Source organism: Microbacterium radiodurans (assembly GCF_008710705.1).
Lineage (GTDB): Bacteria > Actinomycetota > Actinomycetes > Actinomycetales > Microbacteriaceae > Microbacterium > Microbacterium radiodurans.
The window spans coordinates 704,570-728,609 of sequence record NZ_VYRZ01000002.1; the positions used below are offsets into that span (position 1 = coordinate 704,570).

General features: G+C 69.4%; 23 protein-coding genes. 6 read left to right on the forward strand and 17 right to left on the reverse strand.

Annotated elements, in window-relative coordinates; genetic code table 11:
• Positions 1 to 774 carry a 6-phosphogluconolactonase gene (pgl, locus tag F6B42_RS09225; protein WP_150419324.1) on the forward strand — a complete coding sequence of 258 codons (774 nt, stop codon included), beginning with the start codon at positions 1 to 3 and terminating at the stop codon, positions 772 to 774.
• A 92-nt stretch (positions 775 to 866) separates the two neighbouring features.
• Here the strand turns inward: pgl and F6B42_RS09230 are convergent, their stop codons facing one another.
• The 11 genes from F6B42_RS09230 to F6B42_RS09280 all read right to left on the reverse strand — a co-directional run bounded on the left by F6B42_RS09230 (position 867) and on the right by F6B42_RS09280 (position 12,719).
• On the reverse strand, positions 867 to 1,223 hold the full coding sequence (locus tag F6B42_RS09230; RefSeq protein WP_150419325.1) for an RNA polymerase-binding protein RbpA: 357 nt from the start codon (positions 1,221 to 1,223) through the stop codon (positions 867 to 869).
• Complete coding sequence (secG, locus tag F6B42_RS09235; RefSeq protein WP_150419607.1) at positions 1,223 to 1,471, reverse strand: preprotein translocase subunit SecG; 249 nt, start codon at positions 1,469 to 1,471, stop codon at positions 1,223 to 1,225. Before secG ends, F6B42_RS09230 begins: the two co-directional genes overlap by 1 nt.
• A 115-nt stretch (positions 1,472 to 1,586) precedes the next feature.
• Positions 1,587 to 2,375, reverse strand: coding sequence for a triose-phosphate isomerase (tpiA, locus tag F6B42_RS09240; protein WP_150419326.1), 789 nt, complete (start codon positions 2,373 to 2,375; stop codon positions 1,587 to 1,589).
• Positions 2,366 to 3,580: a phosphoglycerate kinase gene (locus F6B42_RS09245; protein WP_150419327.1), complete on the reverse strand. Its 1,215-nt coding sequence runs from the start codon at positions 3,578 to 3,580 to the stop codon at positions 2,366 to 2,368. The genes tpiA and F6B42_RS09245 overlap by 10 nt, the downstream gene beginning before the upstream one ends.
• A 5-nt stretch (positions 3,581 to 3,585) precedes the next feature.
• Positions 3,586 to 4,590: a type I glyceraldehyde-3-phosphate dehydrogenase gene (gap, locus tag F6B42_RS09250; protein WP_150419328.1), complete on the reverse strand. Its 1,005-nt coding sequence runs from the start codon at positions 4,588 to 4,590 to the stop codon at positions 3,586 to 3,588.
• A 134-nt stretch (positions 4,591 to 4,724) separates the two neighbouring features.
• Positions 4,725 to 5,345: a superoxide dismutase gene (locus F6B42_RS09255; RefSeq protein ID WP_150419329.1), complete on the reverse strand. Its 621-nt coding sequence runs from the start codon at positions 5,343 to 5,345 to the stop codon at positions 4,725 to 4,727.
• A gap of 152 nt (positions 5,346 to 5,497) precedes the next feature.
• On the reverse strand, positions 5,498 to 6,475 hold the full coding sequence (whiA, locus tag F6B42_RS09260) for a DNA-binding protein WhiA (RefSeq protein ID WP_150419330.1): 978 nt from the start codon (positions 6,473 to 6,475) through the stop codon (positions 5,498 to 5,500).
• A 41-nt stretch (positions 6,476 to 6,516) separates the two neighbouring features.
• A complete protein-coding gene (gene rapZ / locus F6B42_RS09265) occupies positions 6,517 to 7,392 on the reverse strand; it encodes an RNase adapter RapZ (protein ID WP_150419608.1) in 876 nt (291 codons plus the stop codon).
• A gap of 33 nt (positions 7,393 to 7,425) precedes the next feature.
• Complete coding sequence (uvrC, locus tag F6B42_RS09270) at positions 7,426 to 9,324, reverse strand: excinuclease ABC subunit UvrC (protein WP_150419331.1); 1,899 nt, start codon at positions 9,322 to 9,324, stop codon at positions 7,426 to 7,428.
• A gap of 1 nt (position 9,325) precedes the next feature.
• Entirely contained in the window at positions 9,326 to 12,211 is a 2,886-nt protein-coding gene (gene uvrA / locus F6B42_RS09275; protein ID WP_150419332.1) for an excinuclease ABC subunit UvrA, read from the reverse strand.
• Between the two features lie 64 nt (positions 12,212 to 12,275).
• Positions 12,276 to 12,719 (reverse strand): MarR family winged helix-turn-helix transcriptional regulator, encoded by a 444-nt coding sequence (locus tag F6B42_RS09280; RefSeq protein ID WP_150419333.1) that lies wholly within the window; start codon positions 12,717 to 12,719, stop codon positions 12,276 to 12,278.
• 37 nt (positions 12,720 to 12,756) lie between these two features.
• On the opposite strand from F6B42_RS09280, the gene F6B42_RS09285 reads away from it, so the two are divergent.
• Entirely contained in the window at positions 12,757 to 12,996 is a 240-nt protein-coding gene (locus F6B42_RS09285; RefSeq protein ID WP_150419334.1) for a hypothetical protein, read from the forward strand.
• 55 nt (positions 12,997 to 13,051) lie between these two features.
• Here the strand turns inward: F6B42_RS09285 and uvrB are convergent, their stop codons facing one another.
• Together uvrB and coaE are read right to left on the reverse strand one after the other, a co-directional pair.
• Entirely contained in the window at positions 13,052 to 15,133 is a 2,082-nt protein-coding gene (gene uvrB, locus F6B42_RS09290) for an excinuclease ABC subunit UvrB (protein ID WP_150419335.1), read from the reverse strand.
• 90 nt (positions 15,134 to 15,223) lie between these two features.
• Positions 15,224 to 15,820 carry a dephospho-CoA kinase gene (coaE, locus tag F6B42_RS09295; RefSeq protein WP_150419336.1) on the reverse strand — a complete coding sequence of 199 codons (597 nt, stop codon included), beginning with the start codon at positions 15,818 to 15,820 and terminating at the stop codon, positions 15,224 to 15,226.
• A gap of 89 nt (positions 15,821 to 15,909) precedes the next feature.
• Between coaE and F6B42_RS09300 the strand changes: the two genes are divergently transcribed.
• Positions 15,910 to 16,614: a response regulator transcription factor gene (locus F6B42_RS09300; RefSeq protein WP_150419337.1), complete on the forward strand. Its 705-nt coding sequence runs from the start codon at positions 15,910 to 15,912 to the stop codon at positions 16,612 to 16,614.
• A 13-nt stretch (positions 16,615 to 16,627) separates the two neighbouring features.
• Here F6B42_RS09300 and F6B42_RS09305 read toward each other — a convergent pair whose 3' ends face one another.
• From F6B42_RS09305 to F6B42_RS09320, 4 genes are all read right to left on the reverse strand, one after another.
• Positions 16,628 to 17,794, reverse strand: a complete 1,167-nt coding sequence (locus tag F6B42_RS09305; RefSeq protein ID WP_150419338.1) for a diguanylate cyclase domain-containing protein — start codon at positions 17,792 to 17,794, stop codon at positions 16,628 to 16,630.
• Positions 17,791 to 19,476, reverse strand: coding sequence for a sensor histidine kinase (locus tag F6B42_RS09310; RefSeq protein ID WP_150419339.1), 1,686 nt, complete (start codon positions 19,474 to 19,476; stop codon positions 17,791 to 17,793). The genes F6B42_RS09305 and F6B42_RS09310 overlap by 4 nt, the downstream gene beginning before the upstream one ends.
• A 113-nt stretch (positions 19,477 to 19,589) precedes the next feature.
• A complete protein-coding gene (gene rpsA / locus F6B42_RS09315) occupies positions 19,590 to 21,047 on the reverse strand; it encodes a 30S ribosomal protein S1 (protein WP_150419340.1) in 1,458 nt (485 codons plus the stop codon).
• A gap of 231 nt (positions 21,048 to 21,278) precedes the next feature.
• Positions 21,279 to 21,701, reverse strand: coding sequence for a YchJ family protein (locus F6B42_RS09320; RefSeq protein ID WP_150419341.1), 423 nt, complete (start codon positions 21,699 to 21,701; stop codon positions 21,279 to 21,281).
• Positions 21,702 to 21,788: 87 nt separating this feature from the next.
• Here F6B42_RS09320 and F6B42_RS09325 point away from each other — a divergent pair, with 87 nt between their 5' ends.
• From F6B42_RS09325 to F6B42_RS09335, 3 genes are all read left to right on the forward strand, one after another.
• Positions 21,789 to 22,319: a hypothetical protein gene (locus F6B42_RS09325; RefSeq protein ID WP_150419342.1), complete on the forward strand. Its 531-nt coding sequence runs from the start codon at positions 21,789 to 21,791 to the stop codon at positions 22,317 to 22,319.
• Positions 22,320 to 22,576: 257 nt separating this feature from the next.
• Complete coding sequence (locus tag F6B42_RS09330) at positions 22,577 to 23,071, forward strand: hypothetical protein (protein WP_150419343.1); 495 nt, start codon at positions 22,577 to 22,579, stop codon at positions 23,069 to 23,071.
• A gap of 39 nt (positions 23,072 to 23,110) precedes the next feature.
• On the forward strand, positions 23,111 to 24,028 hold the full coding sequence (locus tag F6B42_RS09335; protein WP_150419344.1) for a 5'-3' exonuclease: 918 nt from the start codon (positions 23,111 to 23,113) through the stop codon (positions 24,026 to 24,028).
• Positions 24,029 to 24,040: the final 12 nt, after the last annotated feature.

Here is a 24,040-nt window from a genome sequence, read left to right on the forward strand (position 1 = left end):
ATGACGACCGCCGAGAAGCGCGTGGTCATCAGCCGTGACGCCGACGAGCTCGCGGCGTCGGTGGCCGCGCGCTTCCTCGACCGGGTGGGCAAGTGGACCGCGTCCGGCCGGACGGTTCACGTCGGGCTCACCGGGGGCGGCATCAGCGGAGAGATCCTTGATCGGATCGGCGCGTCACCCGAGCGTGAACTGATCGACTGGTCGCAGGTCCACTTCTGGTGGGTCGATGAGCGCTTCGTGGCCCGCAGCGACGACGAGCGCAACGAGGTGCAGGCCCGACGGGCGTTCCTCGATCGCATCTCCGTGCCTGCCGAGAACATCCACGCGGTGGCCGCGTCGGACGGCGGGACCGATATCGAGGCGGCCGCCGACGCCTACGCCCGTGAGCTCGCGCGCTTCAGCGCCGCGGATTCCGCCTGGCCCGTGTTCGACATCTGCTTCCTGGGCGTCGGACCCGACGCGCACATCGCCTCGCTGTTCCCCGACCGACCCGAGATCCGGATCACCGATCGGGCGACGGCGGCTGTGCGCGACTCGCCGAAGCCCCCCGCCGATCGCGTGACGGTGACGCGACCCGTGATCAACTCGGCCAAGCGCGTCTGGATGGTGCTGACGGGGCCCGACAAGTCGTCGGCGCTGGGCCTCGCATTGGCGGGTGCCAGCTATCACAGCGTGCCCGCCGCCGGCGCGAAGGGCACGAGGCGGACGATCCTCTTCACCGACGAGGCGACTGCGGCTCAGGTCCCGCCCGAGCTCATCGACGATCAGTACTGATCCCGGCAGCGGCGACCCGATCGTCGCTGCCGGATGCACGAGAAGAGCGGATGCCGGTCGGTATCCGCTCTTCTCGTGGTGTCATCGGACGGTCAGCTCTGACCGCGGCGCTCCCGCAGCTGCTGGAGCGCATCGCCGAGAAGCTGCTCGGCCTCCTCATCGCTCCGACGCTCCTTCACGTAGGCGAGATGCGTCTTGTACGGCTCGGTCTTGGCGACAGCGGGCGGGTTCGCCTTGTCGCGACCGGCCGGGAGCCCCGAATGGGGCGAGTCGATCGTCTCGGGGATCTCGTCGTCGGGGATGCCGGCGGCGAAGTACCGCACCGTCTCGTTGCCGAGGGCATCCCAGTACGAGACCGCCACGCGATCGGCGTGGTGGCCGTGGTCCTGCTCCCCCATGGGCCCGGCGCCCACGCGGGTGCCGCGGATGGCGTTTCCTCCGGTGGCCATCAGATGACCGTGAACTTCGTGATGAGACCGAGGGCGACGATCGACACGAACCACGCGAGCGCGAGGACGATCGTGAAGCGGTTGAGGTTGCGCTCGGCGAGGCCCGACGAACCCATGGCCGAGCTCATCCCGCCGCCGAACATGTCGGACAGCCCGCCGCCACGGCCTTTGTGGAGCAGGATGAGGAGTGTCAGCAGCAGGCTGGTGATGCCCAGCAGCACCTGTAGCGCGAACTCGAGGATCTGCACGGTGGTCGTCACCTTTCCGGCGATCGTCCCGATCGCACGAGGGTCAAGTATATCGGCAGGTCGATCGCGGACACGTTCCGACCCGGCAGCCGTGTGACCGCCGGGTCGGAACGGGTCACACGCCGACGTGCTTCTGGTAGCGGATGATCGCGGCGAACTCGTCGGTGACGAGGCTCGCACCGCCCACGAGGGCACCGTCGACGTCGGGCTCGCGCATGAAGCCGGCGATGTTGCCCGACTTCACGGATCCCCCGTAGAGGATGCGGGTGCGCTCGGCGGCCTCCGCGCCGAGCTTGGCGGCGACGACCTCGCGCAGCTTGGCGCAGACATCCTGCGCCTGCTGGGGCGTCGCGGCCTGACCCGAACCGATAGCCCAGACCGGCTCGTACGCGACGACGACATCGGCATCCGACGCGACGCCGTCCAGCGCGACCTCGAGCTGCGCCACCGGCACCGCTGCGGCGCCGTGCTTCTCGAGGTCCTCCGCCGTCTCACCGACGCAGATGACCGGTGCGAGGCCGTGGCGGAGAGCCGCCTCGACCTTGGCCGCGACGACCTCATCGGTCTCCGCGTGGTACTCACGGCGCTCGGAGTGCCCGATGATGACGTATCGGCAGTCGAGCTGCTTCAGGAAGGCACCGGAGATCTCACCCGTGTAGGCGCCGGAATCCTTCGTCGACAGATCCTGCCCGCCGAGAGCGAAGGCGATCTTGTCGGCGTCGAGAAGCGTCTGGACGGTGCGGATGTCGGTGAACGGCGGAAACACCGCCACCTCGACCGAGTCCTCTTCGTGCTTGGCGTCCTTCAGCGTCCAGTGGAGCTTCTGCACGAACGCGACCGCCTGCAGGTGGTCGAGGTTCATCTTCCAGTTGCCCGCGATGAGCGGGAGACGGCTCACTGCCATCCGAGTACCTCCAGTCCGGGGAGCTTCTTGCCCTCCAGGAATTCCAGCGACGCTCCGCCGCCGGTCGAGATGTGGCCGAACGCGTCGTCGGCGAAGCCGAGCTGACGCACGGCCGCGGCCGAGTCGCCGCCGCCGACGACCGACAGGCCGTCGACCTCGGTGAGAGCCTGGGCGACCGTCCGGGTGCCCGCGGCGAACGCCGGCATCTCGAACACGCCCATCGGCCCGTTCCAGAACACCGTCCGCGACGTGCGGATCGCCTCGGCGAAGATCTCCGCGCTGCGGGGACCGATGTCGAGACCCATGCCGGCCGCACCGAACGCGGTGCCCTCGAGCGCGTCGGCGTCGGCGACCACGTGGTCGGCGTCGGCCGCGAAGCCGGAGGCCATCACGGCGTCGACGGGGAGCACGAGCTCGACGCCGCGCTCCTTCGCCGTCGCGATGTACCCCCGCACCGTCTCGAGCTGGTCGCTCTCGAGCAGGCTCTTGCCGACCCTGTGGCCGAGCGCGGCGAGGAAGGTGAAGAGCATGCCTCCGCCGACCAGGATCTTGTCGGCCCGCGGCAGGAGGTGCTCGATGACACCCAGCTTGTCGCTGACCTTCGATCCGCCGAGGACGACGGTGTACGGGCGCTCCGGGTTCTCCGTGAGGCGGTCGAGCACGTCGACCTCCTTCTCGATGAGGAAGCCGGCCGCCGAGGGCAGCAGCTCCGCGAGGTCGAACACCGACGCCTGCTTGCGGTGGACGACGCCGAAGCCGTCCGAGACGAGAACGTCGCCGAGCTCGGCGAGCTGCTCGGCGAAGGCACGGCGCTCCGCCGCATCCTTCGCCGTCTCACCCGCGTTGAAGCGGAGGTTCTCGATGACCGCGACGTCGCCGTCGCCGAGGGATGCCGCGACCTCGTGCGCGGACTCGCCGACCGTGTCGCCCGCGAAGGCGACCGGCTTGCCGAGGAGCTCGGAGAGACGCTGCGCGACGGGTGCGAGCGAGTACTTCGCGTCCGGGGCGCCGTCGGGACGTCCGAGGTGGGAGCACGCGATGACGCGCGCGCCCTGGCCGATGAGGCGATCGATGGTCGGAAGCGCTGCCCGAACACGACCATCGTCCGTGATGACGCCGTCCTTCAGGGGGACGTTGAAGTCAACACGGACGATGACGCGCTTGCCGGCCAGCGAACCCAGCGAATCGAGGGTACGCAGAGCCATAATCGTCAGAGCTTGCTGGCGACGAGCTCGGTGAGGTCGACGAGGCGGTTCGAGTAGCCCCACTCGTTGTCGTACCAGCCGACGACCTTGACCTGGTTGCCGATGACGCGGGTCAGACCGGCGTCGAAGATGCAGGAGTGGTCGTCGGTGACGATGTCGCTCGAGACGATCTCGTCCTCGGTGTACTTCAGGATGCCCTTGAGGGGACCCTCGGCGGCAGCCTTGTACGCGGCCTTGATCTCGTCGACGGTGACGTCGCGCTCGAGCTCGACCGTGAGGTCCGTCGCCGATCCGGTGGGGACCGGAACGCGCAGCGCGAAGCCGTCGAGCTTGCCCTTCAGCTCGGGCAGGACGAGGCCGATCGCCTTGGCGGCACCGGTGGAGGTGGGGACGATGTTCAGGGCGGCCGCGCGGGCACGACGCAGGTCGCTGTGCGGTCCGTCCTGGAGGTTCTGGTCCGCGGTGTAGGCGTGGACCGTCGTCATGAGGCCCTTGACGATGCCGAAGTTGTCGTTGAGGACCTTGGCGAGCGGCGCGAGGCAGTTCGTCGTGCACGACGCGTTCGAGATGATGTTGTGGTTCTCGGGGTCGTACTGGTCCTCGTTGGCGCCGATGACGAACGTGCCGTCCTCGCCCGAGGCGGGAGCCGAGATGAGCACCTTCTTGGCGCCGCCGGCGATGTGCTTGCCCGCGTCGGCTGCCTTCGTGAAGCGGCCGGTCGACTCGATGACGATGTCGACGCCCAGCTCGCCCCAGGGGAGGTTGGCGGGGTCGCGCTCTTCGAAGACCTTGATGGTCTTGCCGCCGACCGTGATCGAGTCCTCCGAGTACGTGACCTCGGCGTCGAGGCGCCCGAGGATGGAGTCGTACTTCAGGAGGTGGGCCAGGGTCTTGTTGTCGGTGAGGTCGTTCACCGCCACGATTTCGAGGTCCGCGCCCTGAGCGAGGGCGGCGCGGAGGTAGTTGCGTCCGATGCGGCCGAAGCCGTTGATGCCGATCTTGACAGACACGATGTCTCCCGTTTGTCGTCGCGTCCGGAGCACCAGATGGCGGCCGGAATGCGATGTGCTGAAAAAGAAGAGGATGCCGAACTCGGCCCCCGTTGCCGGGAGGAGCCCGGCATCCTCACCTGGTCACGACCCTACTACGCGAGCAGGCCGGCCGTCTTCTCGCGTGCCGTCGTGAAACGCTGCGAGACGTTCTGCCAGTTCGCGATGTTCCACGCGGCCTTGACGTAGTCGGCCTTGACGTTCAGGTAGTCGAGGTAGAAGGCGTGCTCCCACATGTCGAGCTGGAAGATGGGGACGGTGCCCTGCGCGGTGTTCGACTGCTGGTCGAACAGCTGCTGGATGATCAGCTGCGCGCCGATCGGGTCCCAGCTGAGGACGGCCCACCCCGAGCCCTGGATGCCGGTGGCGGCGGCGGTGAAGTGCGCCTGGAACTTGTCGAAGCCGCCGAAGAACTCATCGATCGCCGCGCGCAGCTCGCCCTCGGGCTCGCCGCCGCCCTCGGGCGAGAGGTTGGTCCAGAAGATCGAGTGGTTGACGTGACCGCCCAGGTTGAACGCGAGGTCCTTCTCGAGCTTGTTGACGTTCGCCAGGTTGCCGCTCTCGCGGGCCTCGGCGAGCTGCTCGAGCGCCGTGTTCGCGCCCGTCACGTATGCCTGGTGGTGCTTGGAGTGGTGCAGCTCCATGATCTTGCCGCTGATGTGCGGCTCGAGGGCCGCGTAGTCGTAGGGAAGCTCGGGAAGGGTGTACTTCGGCATTCTGTATCTCCTGTCAGCACCGCGCGGGGCGCGGCTCGTGCTGTCGACGGCGCGCGTACGCGCACCTCGTGGACGGGTTCATCCTATTGACCGGCAACGCGCCGGTCACCCCGTTGCTTCCCGTTCGCGTCTATGTGACGAGAGTGCGTCGCTCAGTCCTGCAGACCGGCGGGGACGGCCGACTCGGTGTCGGGGATGCCGTCGGCCGACGCCTTCTTGTCGGCCATCGCCAGGAGGCGCCGGATGCGGCCGGCGACCGCATCCTTCGTCAGCGGAGGATCGGCGTGGTGGCCGAGCTCGTCGAGGCTCGCGTCGCGATGCGCCAGCCGGAGATCGCCGGCCTGCTTCAGGTGATCGGGGATCTCGTCGCCGAGAATCTCGAGCGCGCGCTCGACGCGGGCGCACGCGGCGACGGCGGCCTGCGCCGAGCGGCGCAGGTTCGCGTCGTCGAAGTTGACGAGGCGATTGACCCCGGCACGGACCTCCCGGCGCTGGCGCATCTGATCCCATGCCTCGGCGGTCTTGGCTGCGCCGATCTCGGCGAGCGTCGCACGGATCGCCTCGCCGTCGCGCACGACGACGCGGGGCACGCCTCGAACTTCGCGCGCCTTCGCCGCGATCCCCAGTCGGTGGGCGGCACCCACGAGCGCCATGGCCGCCTCGGGGGACGGGCAGGAGATCTCGAGGGCGGCCGAGCGGCCGGGATCGGACAGCGAGCCGGCGGCGAGGAACGCGCCGCGCCACAGCGCGGCGAGGTCGGGCCGCGAGCCGGTGGTCAGGCGGTTGGGCAGCCCGCGTACGGGGCGGCGTCGCTGGTCGAGCAGGCCCGTCTGACGCGCGAGCGTCTCGCCGCCGTCCCGGACGCGCACGGCGAATGTCGCCCCGTCGCGTCCCCCCGACGCCTGGATGCGCGCCAGCTCGGGCCGGACGCCGTAGATCTCGACGAGCTCGCGGGCGACACGGCGCGCGAGGACGTCCGAGTCGACCTCGGCTTCGACCGCGACGCGCCCCGCGATGGAGTGCAGTCCCCCGGCGAAGCGCAGGATCGCGGTCACCTCGGCGACGCGAGCAGACGGGCGGGGGTCGCGGATCGCGGCCAACTCGGTCTTGACGTCAGCGGTCAGCGGCACGGCGCTCCTTGTGCTTCGGGTGCAGGGGACAAAGGGATAGCCTACTCGCGCCCGAGGTCCCGATGTTTGAGTCGCACGGCGACGCCCGGCAGCTGCTGGAGCCGATCCGCGATCTCCTGCGCCACCACGACGGAGCGGTGCTTGCCTCCCGTGCACCCGACGGCGACCACAGAATGCCGCTTGTTCTCCTCCTGGTAGCCGCGCACCACCGGCACGAGCGCTGCCGAGTAGGCGTCGATGAACTCCGTCGCGCCGGGATGCGACAGCACCTCGGCGCGGACCGCGGCGTCCTTGCCCGTGAGGGCCTTGAGGTCGGGATTCCAGAAGGGGTTCGGGAGGAATCTCATGTCGGCGACGAGGTCGGCGTCGGGCGGGAGCCCGTACTTGAACCCGAAGCTCATGACGGTGACGGTGTGCCGCGCATCCCCCTCCTCGGCGAAGAGGTCGGCGATGTAGGTCGCAAGCTGGTGGATGTTGTCGCGCGACGTGTCGACGATGACATCCGCGCCCTCGCGGATCGGAGCGAGCCGCTCCCGCTCGCGTCGGATGCCGTCGACGAGCGTCCCTTCGCCCTGAAGCGGATGTGGGCGGCGCACCGCTTCGAAGCGGCGGACGAGAACCTCATCGGCCGCATCGAGGAAGAGCACGCGCAGGGTGCGGCCGTGTCGGAGAGCTCGCGCGATCTCCGGGAGCGCCGCGAACAGATCGCCGCCGCGGACGTCGACGACGGCCGCGACCTTCGGCAACGCGTTCCCGGCGAGCTCGCTGAGCTCGAGGAGCGGGCGCAGCATCTGCGGCGGGAGGTTGTCGACCACGTACCAGCCGAGGTCCTCCAGGGCGTTGGCCGCCGTGGTCCGTCCCGCACCGGACATGCCGGTCACGATGAGAATCTCGCCCGCCGGAACGCCGTCCGCCACCGTGACCACCCCTGTCTTCCGCTCGCGCCCAGCCTATCCGCTCGACAGGTGGCGGTGGATCGCGTCCGCCAGGCGCGGCCCGACGCCCGGGAGCTCCTGGATCTGCTCGGGCGTCGCCTGCTTGAGCGACGCGACGGAGCCGAAGTGCCGCAGGAGCGCCTTGATGCGGGCGTCGCCGAGACCCGGAACCTCGGCGAGCACCGACGTGATGTCGCGCTTGCGTCGCTTGCGCTGGTGCACGATGGCGAATCGGTGCGCCTCGTCGCGCAGCCGCTGCAGCAGGTACAGCGCCTCGGAGGTGCGCGGCAGGATCACCGGGTACTCCTCCCCCGGCAGCCAGACCTCCTCGAGCCGCTTCGCGATGCCGCAGAGCGGGATCTCGCTGTGGCCGGCGTCGGCGAGGGCGCGTGCGGCCGCATCCACCTGCGGCTTTCCGCCGTCGACGACGAGGAGCTGCGGCCGGTACGCGAATCGCGGGCGTTTCCGGGTCGTGACGACCTCGCCGTCGGCGGTGGCGTCGGGCACCGGCTCGTCGGCCTCGTCGGGGTGGTCGAGGTGCGCGAGACGCCGGGTGAGCACCTGGTACATCGAGTCGGTGTCGTCGGTCGTCTCGGCCACGCCGAAGATCCGGTACTGGTCCTTGCGGGGAAGGCCGTCCTCGAAGACGACCAGGGAGGCGACGACGTTCGTGCCGGAGAGGTGCGAGACGTCGTAGCCCTCGATGCGCAGCGGCGCCTCCGGCAGATCCAGCGCTTCCTGCAGGTCGGTGAGCGCCTGACTCCGGGCCACGTAGTCGCTGGTCCGGCGCGTCTTGTGGAGCATGAGCGCCTGCTGGGCATTGATGCTCGCGGTCTTCATCAGATCGGCCTTGCGCCCGCGCTGCGCGACCTGGATCGTGACGCGCCTGCCCCGCCGGTCCTGCAGCCACTGCTCGAGCTCGTCGGCCCCCTCGGGCATCGAGGGGACGAAGACGTGGCGCGGGATGTCGGCTGCCGCGGCATCCCCGTAGGCGCGCTGGAGCACCTGATCGACCAGATCGGCGCCGGCGATGTCGATCTCCTTCTCGATCGTCGTCGCCCGGACACCGCGGATGCGCCCGCCCCGCACGACGAAGTGCTGCACCGCGGCGGCGAGCTCGTCCTCGGCGATGCCGAACAGATCGGCGTCCATCGCGTCGTCGAGCACCAGCGCGCTCTTGTTCAGCACCGCGTCGATGGCCTGCAGCTTGTCGCGGTAGAGGGCGGCGCTCTCGTAGTCCATCGCGGCCGACGCTTCGCGCATCCGCGCCGTGAGATCGCGGGCGAAGCGCTGGTCACCGCCCGCCATGAAGGCGACGAAGTCGTCGACGATGGCCCGATGCTCCTCGATCGTCACCTTCATCGAGCACGGTCCGCCGCAGCGGCCGATCTGCCCGGGGAAGCAGGGGCGGCCGCTCGCCATGGCCTTCTTGTACGACGAATCGCTGCAGGTGCGGATCGGGAAGACCTTGATCATGAGGTCGATGGTCTCGTGCACCGCCCAGACCTTCGGGTACGGGCCGAAGTACTTCGCGCCCGAGATGCGACGGTTGCGGGTGACGATCACCCGCGGCGCCTCGTCGCCCAGGGTGATCGCCATGAACGGGTACGACTTGTCGTCGCGGTAGCGGACGTTGAACGGCGGATCGAACTCCTTGATCCACATGTACTCGAGCTGCAGCGAGTCCACGTCCGTCGGAACGACCGTCCACTCGACGGATGCCGCCGTCGTGACCATCCGTCGGGTGCGCTCGTGCAGGGTGTGCAGCGGCGCGAAGTAGTTCGACAGCCGAGCCCGCAGGTTCTTCGCCTTGCCCACGTAGAGCACCCGTCCCGCGGCATCCCGGAATCGATAGACGCCGGGATCGGTGGGGATCTCCCCCGCCTTCGGGCGATACGGAAGGACGTTCGCCACCTCAACCCGCCTTGCGCGCCGCGGGTGTCCCCAGGATCTCCGCCAGGAAGTGACCGGTGTGGCTGCCCTCGGCGCCCGCAACCTGCTCGGGCGTGCCGGTCGCGACGATCGTGCCGCCGCCCGCGCCGCCCTCGGGACCGAGGTCGATGATCCAGTCCGACGCCTTGATGACGTCGAGGTTGTGCTCGATCGTGATCACCGTGTTGCCCTTGTCGACCAGGCCGTTCAGCACCTCGAGGAGCTTGCGGACGTCTTCGAAGTGCAGGCCCGTCGTCGGCTCGTCCAGCACGTAGATGCTGCGACCGTTCGACCGGCGCTGCAGCTCGGTCGCGAGCTTCACGCGCTGCGCCTCGCCGCCCGAGAGCGTCGTGGCCGACTGGCCGAGCCGGACGTAGCCGAGCCCGACGTCGACGAGCGTCTTGAGATAGCGGTGGATCGCCTGGATCGGCTCGAAGAACTCCGCCGCCTCGGAGATCGGCATCTCGAGCACCTCGGCGATGTTCTTGCCCTTGTAGTGCACGGCCAGGGTGTCGCGGTTGTAGCGCTTGCCGTGGCAGACCTCGCAGTCGACGTACACGTCCGGCAGGAAGTTCATCTCGATCTTCAGCGTGCCGTCTCCCGAGCACGCCTCGCACCGACCGCCCTTGACGTTGAACGAGAAACGCCCCGGCTGGTAGCCGCGCACCTTGGCCTCGGGGGTCTCGCTGAACAGGGTGCGGATGCGATCGAACACGCCGGTGTATGTCGCCGGGTTCGAGCGCGGGGTGCGGCCGATCGGCGCCTGGTCGACGTGGACGACCTTGTCGAGGTTGTCGAGACCGGTCACGCGCGTGTGCTTGCCGGCCACGCGGCGCGCACCGTTGAGGCGGGTCGCGAGGACTTCGTACAGGATGCCGTTGACGAGCGTCGACTTGCCCGAGCCGCTCACGCCGGTCACCGACGTGAGGACGCCGAGCGGGAAGTCGGCGGTGACGTTCTTGAGATTGTTCTCGCGCGCGCCGACGACGGAGATCATCCGCTTCTTGTCGATCTTGCGCCGACGCTTCGGCGTCTCAAGCGCACGTCGACCCGAGAGGTAGTCGCCGGTGAGCGATCCCTCGTCGGCGAGGAGCGCGTCGTAGGGACCCGAGTGGACGACGTGCCCGCCGTCGACGCCGGCCCGCGGGCCGATGTCGACGACCCAGTCGGCCGCGGCGATCGTCTCCTCGTCGTGCTCGACGACGATGAGCGTGTTGCCGAGGCTCTTCAGCTTGATCAGCGTGTCGACGAGCCGACGGTTGTCGCGCTGGTGGAGGCCGATCGACGGCTCGTCGAGGACGTAGAGCACGCCGGTCAGACCCGAGCCGATCTGCGTCGCGAGACGGATGCGCTGCGCCTCGCCGCCCGACAGGGAGCCGGCGGCGCGGCCGAGGCTCAGGTAGTTCAGCCCCACCTCGATGAGGAAGTCGAGGCGCGCACGGATCTCGCGCAGCACCGCCGCGGCGATCTTCGCCTCGCGCTCGGTGAGCTGGAGCCGGTCGAAGTACGCGTGCGCATCGGCGAGGCTGAGACGGGCGACGTCGGCGATCGAGCTGCCGTGCACCTGGACGGCCAGCACCTCGGGCTTGAGGCGGTCGCCGTCGCACGCCGGGCACGGGACCTCGCGGAGGTACTCGGCCCACCGCTGGCGCTGCGTGTCGGTCTCGGCCTGGAGGTACTGCCGCTCGATGTAGGGGATGACTCCCTCGAAACCCGAGGCGTAGCGCATCTCGCGCCCGTAGCGGTTCTTCCACTTGACCGTGACCTTGTAGTTCTCGCCGCGGAGAACGGCGTCCTTGACGTCGGACGGCAGCTTGCGCCACGGCGTCTTGAGCGAGAACTTCAGGTCGGAGGCGAGGCCCTCGAGCAGGCGCTCGTAGTACTGGAAGAGCCCCTTGCCCTGGGTCGTCCACGGCAGGAGCACGCCCTCGGAGATCGAGAGGTCCTCGTCGCCGAGCATGAGCTCCGCATCGACCGACATGCGCGTGCCCAGGCCGGAGCACGTGGGGCACGCACCGAACGGCGCGTTGAACGAGAAGGTGCGCGGCTCGATCTCGGTCAGCTGCAGGGCGTGCCCGTTGGGGCACGCCAGCTTCTCGCTGAAGCTCTGCCAGGCGTCGTCGCCCTCTTCGTCGACGAAGTTGACCTGGATGACGCCGCCGGCGAGTCCGAGCGCCGTCTCGACGGAGTCGGTCACGCGGCCGAGGAGGTCGGGGCCGGCCACGAGGCGATCGACGACCACGGCGATGTCGTGCTTGTAGCTCTTCTTGAGCGTCGGCGGCTCGGCGAGCGAGATCACGTCGCCGTCGACGACGGCGCGTGCGTAGCCCTTGGCGCTCAGCTCCTTGAAGAGGTCGACGAACTCGCCCTTCTTCTGGCTCACCACCGGAGCGACGACCTGGTACCGCGTGCGCTCGGGCAGCGCCACGAGCTGGTCGGCGATCTGCTGGACGGTCTGCCGCTGGATGCGCTCACCGCATTCCGGGCAGTGCGGCACGCCGATGCGGGCCCACAGCAGGCGCATGTAGTCGTGGATCTCGGTGATCGTGCCGACGGTGGAGCGCGGATTGCGGTTCGTCGACTTCTGGTCGATCGAGACGGCCGGGCTGAGCCCCTCGATGAAATCGACGTCGGGGCGGTCGACCTGACCGAGGAACTGACGCGCGTACGCGCTCAGCGACTCGACGTAGCGGCGCTGACCCTCGGCGAAGATCGTGTCGAAGGCGAGGCTCGACTTGCCGGAGCCGGAGAGACCGGTGAAGACGACGAGGCTGTCGCGCGGGATGTCGAGATCCACATCCTTCAGGTTGTGGACGCGAGCGCCGCGGACGCTGAGTTTGGAGGAGGAAGCGACGGGGACGATGGGCACCGCACAAGTCTAGGTCGGGCCTCCGACACGGGCTCCGGGGTTCGCTCGAAGCGACACCGATGCGCTAGGGCGCCGCGGTGCGGCGACCTGCGAAGGGCGCGAGCGCATCCCGCAGCGAGGCGAGTTCGGCCGCATCCATCCCCACGGCCGCGGCGACCTGCTCGGGGACCTGCAGCGCCTGCTCCCGCAGCGCGCTCCCCTGCGGCGTGAGGGCGATCTCGAGCACGCGTTCGTCGGCCACGCGCCGTCGCCGCGTCACGAGGTGCTGCGACTCCAGGCGTTTCACGAGCGGCGAGAGGGTCGCGGGCTCCATGGCGAGCTCGCGGGCGAGCTCGCCGAGAGCGCGCGGCGAGCTGTCCCACAGCGCGAGCATCACGAGGTACTGGGGGTGGGTGAGCCCGAGGGGTTCGAGGATCGGGCGATAGATCGCGACCACGTTGCGCGCGGCGGTCACGAGAGCGAAGCACACCTGGCTGTCGAGGCGGAGGAGGTCATCGCGCGGGTCCACGGAATCGATCCTACGCGCACTGATCCTTAGTACACTGATGATCATGACCGACCAGCCCCGCCGCCCTCCCCTCCGGACCCGAGTCCGCGAGGCCGGCGGCTGGTACGCCTACGTGAACGCGCGCCTCATCCGCGCTGCCGGACCAGCATCCGTCGGCCCGTACGAGACGGAACCCGAGCCGGTGCGCACCGAGCGCGCCTGCCCGCTCTGCGGCCACCCGATGTCAGCGCACACCGTCGACCGCTCCGGCCCGAAGCCGCTCCTCCACTGCCCGTGATCCCATAGGCACGGCGGTCGGACGGACCCGCCGGCCGCCGCCGGAGGGCGGACGATCACGCGTGGCCGGCGCGCTCCATCGCCCGCAGCTCCTTCTTGAGGTCTTGCACCTCGTCGCGGAGCCGGCCCGCCAGCTCGAACTTCAGCTCCGCGGCGGCCGCGAGCATCTGCTGCGACAGATCCTCGATCGTCGACTCGAGCTGCTGGGCGCCCTCCGCCGCGATGCCCTCCCGGCGCAGCTGCGGTGTGGGGCTCTTCCCCTTGCCCGACTTGTTGCGGGCGGTCGCCTTGCCGTTGAGCAGGTCGCGCGTGTCGGACGCCTCTCGCGCCAACGCATCGGTGATGTCGGCGATCTTCTTGCGCAGGGGCTGCGGGTCGATGCCGTTCTCGAGGTTGTACGCGATCTGCTTCTCGCGTCGCCGCTCGGTCTCGTCGATCGCGGCGGCCATCGAGTCGGTGATCTTGTCGGCGTACATGTGCACCTGCCCCGACACGTTCCGCGCGGCCCGGCCGATCGTCTGGATGAGCGAGGTCCCGGATCGCAGGAACCCCTCCTTGTCGGCGTCGAGGATCGCCACGAGCGACACCTCGGGCAGGTCGAGCCCCTCGCGCAGCAGATTGATGCCGACGAGCACGTCGTACACGCCCTGGCGCAGCTCGGTGAGCAGCTCGACGCGCCGGAGCGTGTCGACGTCGGAGTGCAGGTAGCGCACACGCACCCCGTGCTCGCCGAGGAAGTCGGTGAGCTCCTCCGCCATCTTCTTCGTGAGCGTCGTCACGAGCACGCGCTCGTCGCGCTCGACGCGGACGCGGATCTCCTCGAGCAGGTCGTCGATCTGCCCCTTCGAGGGCTTGATGATGATCTCGGGGTCGACGAGTCCCGTCGGACGGATGATCTGCTCCACCACACCGTCGGCGATGCCCATCTCGTAGCGCCCGGGCGTGGCCGAGAGGTAGACGGCCTGCCCGATGCGCTCCTTGAACTCGTCGAACCGGAGCGGCCGGTTGTCCATGGCGCTCGGCAGCCGGAACCCGTGGTCGACGAGCGTGCGTTTGCGTGAGGCATCGCCCTCGTACATGGCACCGATCTGGGGCACGGTGACGTGCGACTCGTCGATGACCAGCAGGAAGTCGTCGGGGAAGAAGTCGAGCAGCGTGTGCGGCGGGTCGCCCGGGGATCGTCCGTCGAGATGACGCGAGTAGTTCTCGATGCCCGAGCAGAAGCCGAGCTGCTGGAGCATCTCGATGTCGAAGGTGGTCCGCATGCGCAGGCGCTGGGCCTCGAGCAGCTTCCCCTGGCTCTCGAGCTCCTTCAGCCGCTCGGCGAGCTCGTGCTCGATGGTTCCGATCGCGCGCTGGACGGTGTCGGTGCCGGCGACGTAGTGGGATGCCGGGAAGATCGGCACGCTGTCGAGCTTCTGCACGACGTCGCCCGTGAGCGGGTGCAGCATGTACAGCGCCTCGATCTCGTCGCCGAAGAGCTCGATGCGGACCGCGTACTCCTCGTACACCGGGATGATCTCGATGGTGTCGCCGCGCACGCGGAAGTTGCCGCGTGAGAAGTCGACGTCGTTGCGGTTGTACTGCATCGCGATGAACTTGCGGATCAGGGCGTCGCGGTCGTACCGCTCGCCCACCTGCAATGCGACCATCGCGCGGAGGTACTCCTCGGGCGCGCCCAGACCGTAGATGCACGAGACGGTGCTCACCACGACGACGTCCCGGCGGCTGAGGAGCGAGTTCGTCGTCGAGTGTCGCAGGCGTTCCACTTCGGCGTTGATCGACGAATCCTTCTCGATGAAGGTGTCCGTCTGCGGCACGTACGCCTCGGGCTGGTAGTAGTCGTAATAGCTCACGAAGTACTCGACCGCGTTGTTCGGCATGAGGTCTCGGAACTCGTTCGCGAGCTGGGCCGCCAGGGTCTTGTTGTGGGCCATGACGAGCGTCGGGCGCTGCACCTGCTCGATCAGCCAGGCCGTGGTGGCCGACTTGCCGGTTCCGGTCGCACCGAGCAGCACCACATCGGTCTCACCGGCGTTGATCCGAGCGGCGAGCTCGGCGATGGCCTGCGGCTGGTCACCGCTCGGCATGTACTCGCTGATCACCTCGAAGGGCCGCACGGAACGCGTCGTCTGCATGTGACAAGCGTAGGCCGGGCCTCCGACACCGCGGCCGCGCTTCGCTCACAGCGTGCAGCCGCTGCGGGCTCACCCGAGCGGGCGTGGCGCTCAGGCGGTGAGGCGCCGCCAGAGCTCGTCGGTCTGCGCGAGCGTCTCCGCCAGGTCGCCGCCGGTGTCGATCACGACGTCCGCGATCGCGAGCCGCGCGTCGTCGTCCACCTGCGACCGGATGCGACGCTCCGCCTCGTCTGCGCTCATCCCCCGCAGTCGTTGCAGTCGCTCGCGACGGACGTCCGCCGGCGCGTGCGCGACGACGATCTCGTCCCAGGGGTCGTCGACGCGTGCCTCGACCAGGAGCGGCACGTCGTACACGACGACGGCATCCGCCCGCTCGCGCCGGGCGGCCTCGAATCGGCGCTGGGACTCGGCGCGTACCGCCGGGTGCACGATGCCGTTCAGCCGCTGGAGCGCCGCGGCATCCCCGAAGACGATCGTCGCGAGTGCGGCTCGATCGAGCGCCCCGTCCACGGCGAGCACCTCCGATCCGAACTCCCCGGCGATCTCGGCGAGCACCCGGGATCCGGGTGCCTGCACGTCGCGGACGATGGCATCGGCGTCGACGACGACGGCGCCGTGCTCGGCCAGGCGGGACGCGATCGTCGACTTCCCGGAGGCGATGCCGCCGGTCAATGCGATGAGAGGCATACACCCGAGCATGGCACGGGCGCCAGCCCGGGCGCGATCCTGCCACGCGATTAGAATGAGGAGTTCCCAGCCCCCGGAGGTCGATCACCGTGGAACGTGCCGCCGTCATCGTCGAGGACCAGGAAGACATCCGCAGTCTCCTCACCGCGATCCTCGAGTCGAGCGGGTTCACGGTGTCGTCGACGGACAACGGTCTCGACGCCGTGGAGCTCGTGCGCACGGTGCAGCCGGACGTCACGACGCTCGACGTGAACATCCCGGGGATCGACGGATTCGAGGTCGCGCGCCGCGTGCGGCCGTTCAGCGACACGTACATCATCTTCATCTCGGCCTTCGTCGAGCCGGGCGACGCCGAGCGGGGTCGTGCCGCCGGCGGAGACGAATACCTGGGAAAGCCCTTCCGACCGCGCGACCTCAAGGCGCGGCTCGCCGCGATCCCGTCGCGGCGTCGCCGGGATGCGATCGACGCCCCCACCGACGGCGACGTCTCGCATGCCGGCGTATCCGTCGCGGGCACCGCGCTCCGTATCGCCGACGTGGAGATCGCCGCCACCTCGGACGAGCTCGCGGTCGCGCGCCAGCTCGTGGGCGCCCACGGGCGCAGTCGCTCGAAGGACGACCTCGCACTCGCTCTGCGATCGCGGCCCCGCGACGATGCGCCGGATGCGGACGAGATCCGCACCGTGGAGCGAGCCGTCGAGTCCCTGCGCGGTCACCTCGACTCCGCGGGGTCGGCGACGCGCATCGACACGCAGCAGGGCCTGGGTTACCGACTCGTCGGCGCGGGCGACTGACGCCGCGGTCCGATCAGGCGTTCTCCTCGGCCAGCAGGACGGCCGATGCCACGCCGGACGAGGCGCGTTCCGCCGTCGACAGCGCGAGCTCGCGGAGTCGCTCCGCGTCGTAACCGGTGACGTCGCTCAGCGCGACGCCGATGCCGATCGCGGGCAGCACGCCGCCTTCGACCGTCCCGAGGGACTCGAAGAGCGACCGGTACAGCGCCATCGCCTGTCGGCGCGCTTCCGCAGCGGACGGCACCACCGTGATCATGCCGATGCGCTCCGAGCCGACCTCGCCGAGCAGGGCGAGGGTCGGCGCACTGTCGGTCATCGTCCGTCGCCAGATCGTCACGACCTCGTCGCCGACGTCGAGGCCGAAGGCGGTCGCGATGTATTCGAGGCCGTCGAGCTCGATGACCGAGACGGCCAGCAGGTCGTTGCGCACCGCTGCCCTCCGGACCTGACTCCGGAGCGTGAGCTGGAAGACCTCGGCCGAGAGGATCTCCTCGGCATCCTCACCCTCGAGGCGTCCGGCGACCGAACCGCGCAGGCCCACTCTGCCCGCGCGCAGCACCGAGACGGTGACGAGAGCGGTGACGGCGAGGATGACGGTGAGGAGGCTGGTCGAGAAGGTGCCGAGCCAGGTGTGGAAGAACCCGCCGTAGCCGTCGAGGGTGACGACGACGACCCGGGCGGCGTAGAAGGCCGACTGGATGCCGAAGACGATCCCCAGGGGAAGCGCGGTGCGCGTCGCGCCCAGATCGCCGCGGAAGCACTCGATCGAGGCGGCTCCGGCCAGGCCGAGCAGCGCGATGAACATCGCCACGGAGCCCGACCAGTCGTCGCCCCCGAGTGCGAACTCGACCCCGGTCGCCGTCGCCACGGCGACCGCCGCCAGCGCGACGATCCCGCCCGGCACGAGAACCCCCCGGCGGTTGTACGCACGGCATCCGAGCCACATCGCGCCGGTCCCGAAGACCGAGAACGCGTTGCCGCACACGACGGGCCAGACGGAGGCGGGATCGGCCGCCCAGAGCAGGTAGAAGATCGTGGTCAGCACGGCGGAGAGGAAGCCGGTCGCCCAGAGTCGACCGCTCACCTCGGGTCGGCGCAGCAGCGTGTCGAAGAGGAAGAGGATGCCGCCCATGAGCACCACGAGGGCGGTCATCAGCGAGACCGAGAACTGGTCGATCACAGCGCGCCCCCCGATCTGCCCGGGCGGTGAACGGGGAGCGTCACCGTGAACGTGGAACCGACGCCGAGCACGCTGCTGACGGTGATGTCGCCGCCGTGGCGTCGCACGATGTCGCGACTGATCGCGAGGCCCAGGCCGTTGCCGGTGACCGTCGAGTCGCGGACGGCGACGCCGCGGTAGTAGCGCTGGAACACCGAGGCGAGGTCCTCCTCGTTGAGACCGACACCGGAGTCCTGCACGGCGATGACCGCCCACTGCGCCCCGACCGACGTCGCCACCGAGACGCGACCGCGCGGGCGGTTGTACTTGACGGCGTTCGAGAGCAGGTTGTCGAGCACCTGACGGATCCGCACCGGATCGGCGAATGCGTGCGCGGGTTCGACTCGCGACACGTCGATGACGATTCCGCGCTCGCTCGCGCTCACGAGGATCGACTCGACCGCGGCCGTGACGTACTCGGCGAGATCGACCTCCTCGGGTTGGACGGTGACCTGAGCCGCGGATTTGCTCTGGCTGCTGGCTGCGAGCACGTCGCCGACCAGGCGCAGGAGCTGATCCGCGTTGCGGTCGGCCACCCGGAGGTTCTCGAGCGCCGCCTCCGGAACACCGGGAGTGTCGATCGCGAGCTCGAGATAGCCGAGGATCGACGTGAGCGGCGTGCGGAGCTCGTGAGACACCGACGACACGAGCGCGTCGCGCTCGCGCGCCGACTCGGTCTCGGCGGTGACGTCGCGCGTGACGACCACCGCGCCCGAGTCGCGGCCGTCCGGCTCGATGATGCGCCGCGCCGAAACGCTGAGAACGCGACGTTCGCCCGCTCCCCCTGATACTTGGATGCGCGCGTCCGTGAACGCCTCCCCCTGGCGCACGCGCGCGAGCGGGTGGTCGGCGGCAGGGAGCGGCGTCGTCCCGTCGGCTGCGAAGACCTCCAATCCCGAGCCGGTTCGCGAGCCTCGCTGCAGGCGGGCGTGCGCGTCGTTGATGATCGACGCGGTGCCGTCGGTCTCGATGCGGGCGACACCGAAGTCGACGCGGTCCAGCGCCTCGGTCAGCACCTGCTCGTGACGACGAGCGCGCTCCAGCGACTGCGTGAGCACCGTCGCCTGTCGATCCAGCAGGAGTCGCTGTGCGCTCGCGCGCCGGCTGCCGAGGTACGCGGACGTGCTCACCGCGATGAGCATGAGCGGCAGCAGGATGAATCCGAACGACGCCGCCGCGGGCCCGTTGACGATGTCGACGATCCCGGTGGCGGCGAGGGATGCGACGATGCCGACGATCCAGCCGGCTGTGCCGAATCCCGACGAGAGCCAGAGCACCGGGAACACCCACAGCAGTCCGAAGCCGGCCGTCGGCTCGGCCACCCGCATGAGCGCGACGGCGACGATGTCGCCGATCGGGACGAGAGCCAGCCACACGGGCGATATGGCCGCCCACGGAACCAGGAGCGCGGCGCCGGTCAGGACGAAGACGATCGTCACCGCGAGATAGAACAGACCGCCGTCGCCCCGCAGTCCGACGATGAGGGAGAAGAGCGCGACGACGATGATGACGGCGGTGACGATGATCTGATTGAGCATCGCCGACCGGGATCGATCGCCGTCGCCGAGGACCGCATCGATCCAGCGGGGGGCGGCCGGGAGGACGAAGGTCGCACGCGTGCGCTGCGGCGCGTCAGTGTCCATGGACTGAAACTATCGCTTTCCTCACGACCACGTCGGCTCTTCCTCTCCGGGAACGCCGAAAGGGCCGGAGCGCGATGCTCCGGCCCTTCCGATTCGTCAGATGCGACGCAGGATCAACGACCCGAGAGCTTCTCGCGCAGAGCGGCGAGAGCCTCGTCGTCGGCCAGCGTGCCGCCGCCGATGCTCGTGGACTGGACGTCCGACGAGAACGACGAGCCGTTGTCGGCCGGGGCGGCAGCCTCGGCCTCGAGGGCCTTGATGACGGCAGCCTTGTGCGCCTCCCAGCGACCCTGGGCAGCGGCGTACTCGGCCTCCCAGGCGAGGCGGGCCTCGTCGAAGCCCTCCTTCCACTGGTTGGTCTCCGGGTCGAAGCCCTCGGGGTACTTGTACTCCCCGTTCTCGTCGTACTCGGTGACCATGCCGTACAGGGCCGGGTCGAACTCGGTGCCGTACGGGTCGACCGACTCGTTCGCCTGCTTGAGCGAGAGCGAGATGCGGCGACGCTCGAGGTCGATGTCGATGATCTTCACGAAGACCTCTTCACCGACCGAGACGACCTGCTCGGCGAGCTCGACGTGCTTGCCCGAGAGCTCCGAGATGTGCACGAGGCCCTCGATGCCGTCGGCGACACGCACGAACGCACCGAAGGGAACGAGCTTCGTGACCTTGCCCGGCGCGACCTGACCGATCGCGTGGGTGCGGGCGAAGACCTGCCACGGGTCCTCCTGCGTCGCCTTGAGCGACAGCGAGACGCGCTCGCGGTCGAGGTCGACCTCGAGGATCTCGACGGTGACCTCCTGGCCCACCTCGACGACCTCGGAGGCGTGCTCGATGTGCTTCCAGGAGAGCTCGGAGACGTGCACGAGGCCGTCCACGCCGCCCAGGTCGACGAACGCACCGAAGTTGACGATCGACGAGACGACGCCCTTGCGGACCTGACCCTTGTGCAGGTTGTTGAGGAACGTGGTGCGCGACTCGGACTGCGTCTGCTCGAGCAGCGCGCGGCGCGAGAGCACGACGTTGTTGCGGTTCTTGTCGAGCTCGAGGATCTTGGCCTCGATCTCCTGACCCAGGTAAGGCGTGAGGTCGCGGACACGGCGCAGCTCGATGAGCGACGCGGGCAGGAAGCCGCGCAGGCCGATGTCGACGATCAGACCACCCTTGACGACCTCGATCACGGAACCGGTGACGACACCGTCGTTCTCCTTGATCTTCTCGACGTCGCCCCAGGCGCGCTCGTACTGGGCGCGCTTCTTGGACAGGATGAGGCGGCCTTCCTTGTCCTCCTTCTGGAGAACCAGGGCCTCGACCTCGTCGCCGACCTTGACGACCTCGTTGGGGTCGACGTCGTGCTTGATGGAAAGCTCGCGCGAGGGGATGACGCCCTCGGTCTTGTAACCGACGTCGAGGAGAACCTCGTCGCGGTCGATCTTCACCACGGTTCCTTCGATGAGGTCGCCGTCGTTGAAGAACTTCAGAGTCTTCTCGACCGCGGCCAGGAAGTCCTCAGCAGATCCGATGTCGTTGATAGCGACCTGCTTGGTGGCCGGGGCGGTCGTTGCGTTAGTCATGTAGTGGGTTGTCCTTGTTGGGTCAGGGTGTCGGGCCCGGCTCGTCGTCGCCTCCCGCGGGAGGACGGCCTCGAACCGAGGCAGATGGTTGTGGATGGCACGTCACGGAGCGGGGCGATGAAGCCACACGCGAGTGACACTCAAGGCTATCAGAGCACGGGCGCCGATCACCAGTTCGGCGAGGGGCGATGAAACCCCGGATCCAGCGGCTCGCACGGGATGCGTCCCGGCTCAGCCCAGGTCGCCGTCCACGTACGTCCACCGGCCCCGCACCCGCTCGAAGCGACTCGTCTCGTGGAGGTCGTGGACGCCGTCGGCGTCGCGCCACCGGGCCCGGAATTCGACGACGCCCCGATCCTCCCCCGGGCCGCCGGCCTCGGTGCGGACGACGGTGAGCCCGATCCAGGCGGTGCCCGGCTCCGGCGCGGTGTCGCGCGGCCGGGTGCGCGGGTGCCACGTCCGCGCGAGGTGCGCCGCATCGCCGACGACGAACGCCGTGTAGCGCGAGCGCATGAGGTCGGCGGCCGTCTCGGCCGGCGCGCCCGCCAGCAGCGGGCCGCAGCATCCGGCGAAGGAGTCCGCGCTGCCGCATGGGCAGGTTGCCGTCGGCGCAGGGCGACGACCTGCGGTGCTCGCAGCTCGACCGAACGACATCTGACCTCCCGGGACCCCGACGAGCCTACGCGGGCGCCCTGTGGAAAGTCGGCGCGCCGCCGTCGGACCGCTCGCTAGCTTCGGCTCATGCTCCGCCTTCGCTATCGCTTCGCCGCCGCCACCGTGCTGCTCGCTGCCGCTCTGTCGTCGAGTGCGTGCGCCGGGCCGAGCCCCGCTCCCGCGACGCCCTCCGGATCGCCGACCCCGGCCTCCGACGAAGAGGCGTTCCGCGCCGCCGAGGCGACCTACCGGGCCTACGTCGACGCCTTGAACGCCGTGGACCTCGCCGATCCGACGACGTTCGAGCCCGTCTTCGCCCTGCTGAGCGAGGATGCTTTACGCCAGACCAGTGACTCGCTGAATCGGATGCGTGACGAAGGTTGGTCGGTCTCTGGCCTGAGCATCGTCACTTCTACGACTGACACACGCGTCTCCGAGCAGGGAGCAGAGATTGCAGTGTGCGTGGACGTATCCGAAGTGCTGATCTCCGATGCCGACGGCAGCGCCGTCGAAACGGAACGTCCGGACGTCCAAGGTCTCGAGGTGCGGAGCGTTGAAACCGATAGAGGGTGGAAGATCGTGGAGTTCAGCAGTCGAGACGACGGCGAAACGTGCTGACGGCGCTTCTCGTCATCTCGCTGACCGTTGCGATAGGGGTAGGCGGAACGCCGGATCCCGACCCCTGCTCAGATGGACTCGGTTGGCTCAGCACCTGTACAGCGCAGAGCACAGGGACGAGCGTCGACGTCAGCGCGTCGCGGATCGTGGATCCGACCGGGCCTGCACAGCGAGATGACGGCTCGGGTATGAGGGATGCGGCGGCCCCCCAACCACCACAGGACTGCGGAGCGCTGAACCGCTGCGAGAACTTCACGGTGTCGCTGCTGCCCGTCCCCACCATGTCGGACGTCGCCTCGTTCGCGCCAGCTCCAGCCGTGCTCGCCGGCGAGCCCGCGGGTCACGGCATCGTGGGGCTGCCGACCAACTTCCTGGTCGCCGTCGGGGAGCACACCGCCGCGGGCACGCTGTTCGATCTCCCCGTCACCGTCCGCTTCACCCCCGAGCACATCACCCTGCGCCCGGGCGACGGGACCTCCCGCACGACCGCCACGGGCGGCCGCTCCTGGGCGAGCCTCGGGCTCGGGCAGTTCTCCCCCACCGACACGAGCCATACGTACTCCGCGCGAGGCACGTACCGCGCCGGCGCCGTCGTGACCTACTCAGCGGACGTCGATTTCGGCCGCGGCTGGCGGCCCGTGGCGGGAACGCTCGAGATCCCCACCGCGACGTACGCTGTCGAGGTCCTCGAGGTGCGCAGCGCTCTCGTCGAGCGCACCTGCGCGGAGGACCCCGGCGGACCCGGCTGCTGATGAACCGGGTCGGCACACGCATCGTGCCAGGATGATGCGATGAGCGACCGCGTCATGCTTCTCGACAGCGCATCCCTGTATTTCCGCGCCTTCTACGGAGTGCCCGATACGGTCAAGGCCCCCGACGGGCGAGCCGTGAACGCCGTGCGCGGACTCCTCGACATGATCGCGAAGCTCGTCACCACGTACGAGCCGACGCATCTCGTCGCGTGCTGGGACGACGACTGGCGGCCGCAGTGGCGGGTCGACCTCATCCCGACGTACAAGACGCACCGCGTCGCCGAACCGGTCGAGACCGGCCCCGACGTCGAGGTCGTCCCCGATCCCCTCGAGGCCCAGGTGCCGATCATCCGCGAGGCGCTGGGGGTGCTCGGCATCCCGATCGTCGGCGTTGCCGACCACGAGGCCGACGACGTCATCGGCAGCCTGGCGACGCAGTCCGAGATCCCCGTCGACGTCGTCACCGGGGATCGAGACCTTTTCCAGCTCGTCGACGATGCCCGGGGCGTCCGCGTCATCTACACCGGCCGCGGCATGAGCAATCTCGAGGTCCTCACCGACGAGGCGGTCCTCGCCAAGTACGCCGTCCGACCCGACCAGTACGCGGACTTCGCGACGATGCGCGGCGATGCCTCCGACGGACTGCCCGGCGTGGCCGGCGTCGGCGACAAGACGGCCGCGACGCTCCTCGCCGCGCACGGCGATCTGGGCGCGATCCGCGCCGCGGCCGAGGCGGGCACCGGCATGACCGCCGGCGTGCGCGCGAAGATCCTGGCCGCTGCGGACTATCTCTCCGTCGCCCCCGAGGTCGTGCGCGTCGTGCGGGACCTCGAGCTCGGCACGGTCGACTCCCGCATCCGCGCCGTCGACGCCGCCCGGGTCGAGGATCTCGCGACGCGGTGGTCGCTCGGCGGCTCGGCGACACGGGCCGCCGCGGCGCTGTCAGCGCGGCGCTGAGCGGTCGGCGGC

Excerpts from the sequence above, each read along its gene's own strand:
- pgl (WP_150419324.1), top strand. The coding sequence starts at position 1 with ATGACGACCGCCGAGAAGCGCGTGGTCATCAGCCGTGACGCCGACGAG.
- F6B42_RS09230 (WP_150419325.1), bottom strand. The coding sequence starts at position 1,223 with ATGGCCACCGGAGGAAACGCCATCCGCGGCACCCGCGTGGGCGCCGGG.
- tpiA (WP_150419326.1), bottom strand. The coding sequence starts at position 2,375 with ATGGCAGTGAGCCGTCTCCCGCTCATCGCGGGCAACTGGAAGATGAAC.
- F6B42_RS09245 (WP_150419327.1), bottom strand. The coding sequence starts at position 3,580 with ATGGCTCTGCGTACCCTCGATTCGCTGGGTTCGCTGGCCGGCAAGCGC.
- F6B42_RS09255 (WP_150419329.1), bottom strand. The coding sequence starts at position 5,345 with ATGCCGAAGTACACCCTTCCCGAGCTTCCCTACGACTACGCGGCCCTC.
- F6B42_RS09285 (WP_150419334.1), top strand. The coding sequence starts at position 12,757 with ATGATCATGACCGACCAGCCCCGCCGCCCTCCCCTCCGGACCCGAGTC.
- uvrB (WP_150419335.1), bottom strand. The coding sequence starts at position 15,133 with ATGCAGACGACGCGTTCCGTGCGGCCCTTCGAGGTGATCAGCGAGTAC.
- coaE (WP_150419336.1), bottom strand. The coding sequence starts at position 15,820 with ATGCCTCTCATCGCATTGACCGGCGGCATCGCCTCCGGGAAGTCGACG.
- F6B42_RS09310 (WP_150419339.1), bottom strand. The coding sequence starts at position 19,476 with ATGGACACTGACGCGCCGCAGCGCACGCGTGCGACCTTCGTCCTCCCG.
- rpsA (WP_150419340.1), bottom strand. The coding sequence starts at position 21,047 with ATGACTAACGCAACGACCGCCCCGGCCACCAAGCAGGTCGCTATCAAC.
- F6B42_RS09320 (WP_150419341.1), bottom strand. The coding sequence starts at position 21,701 with ATGTCGTTCGGTCGAGCTGCGAGCACCGCAGGTCGTCGCCCTGCGCCG.
- F6B42_RS09325 (WP_150419342.1), top strand. The coding sequence starts at position 21,789 with ATGCTCCGCCTTCGCTATCGCTTCGCCGCCGCCACCGTGCTGCTCGCT.
- F6B42_RS09335 (WP_150419344.1), top strand. The coding sequence starts at position 23,111 with ATGAGCGACCGCGTCATGCTTCTCGACAGCGCATCCCTGTATTTCCGC.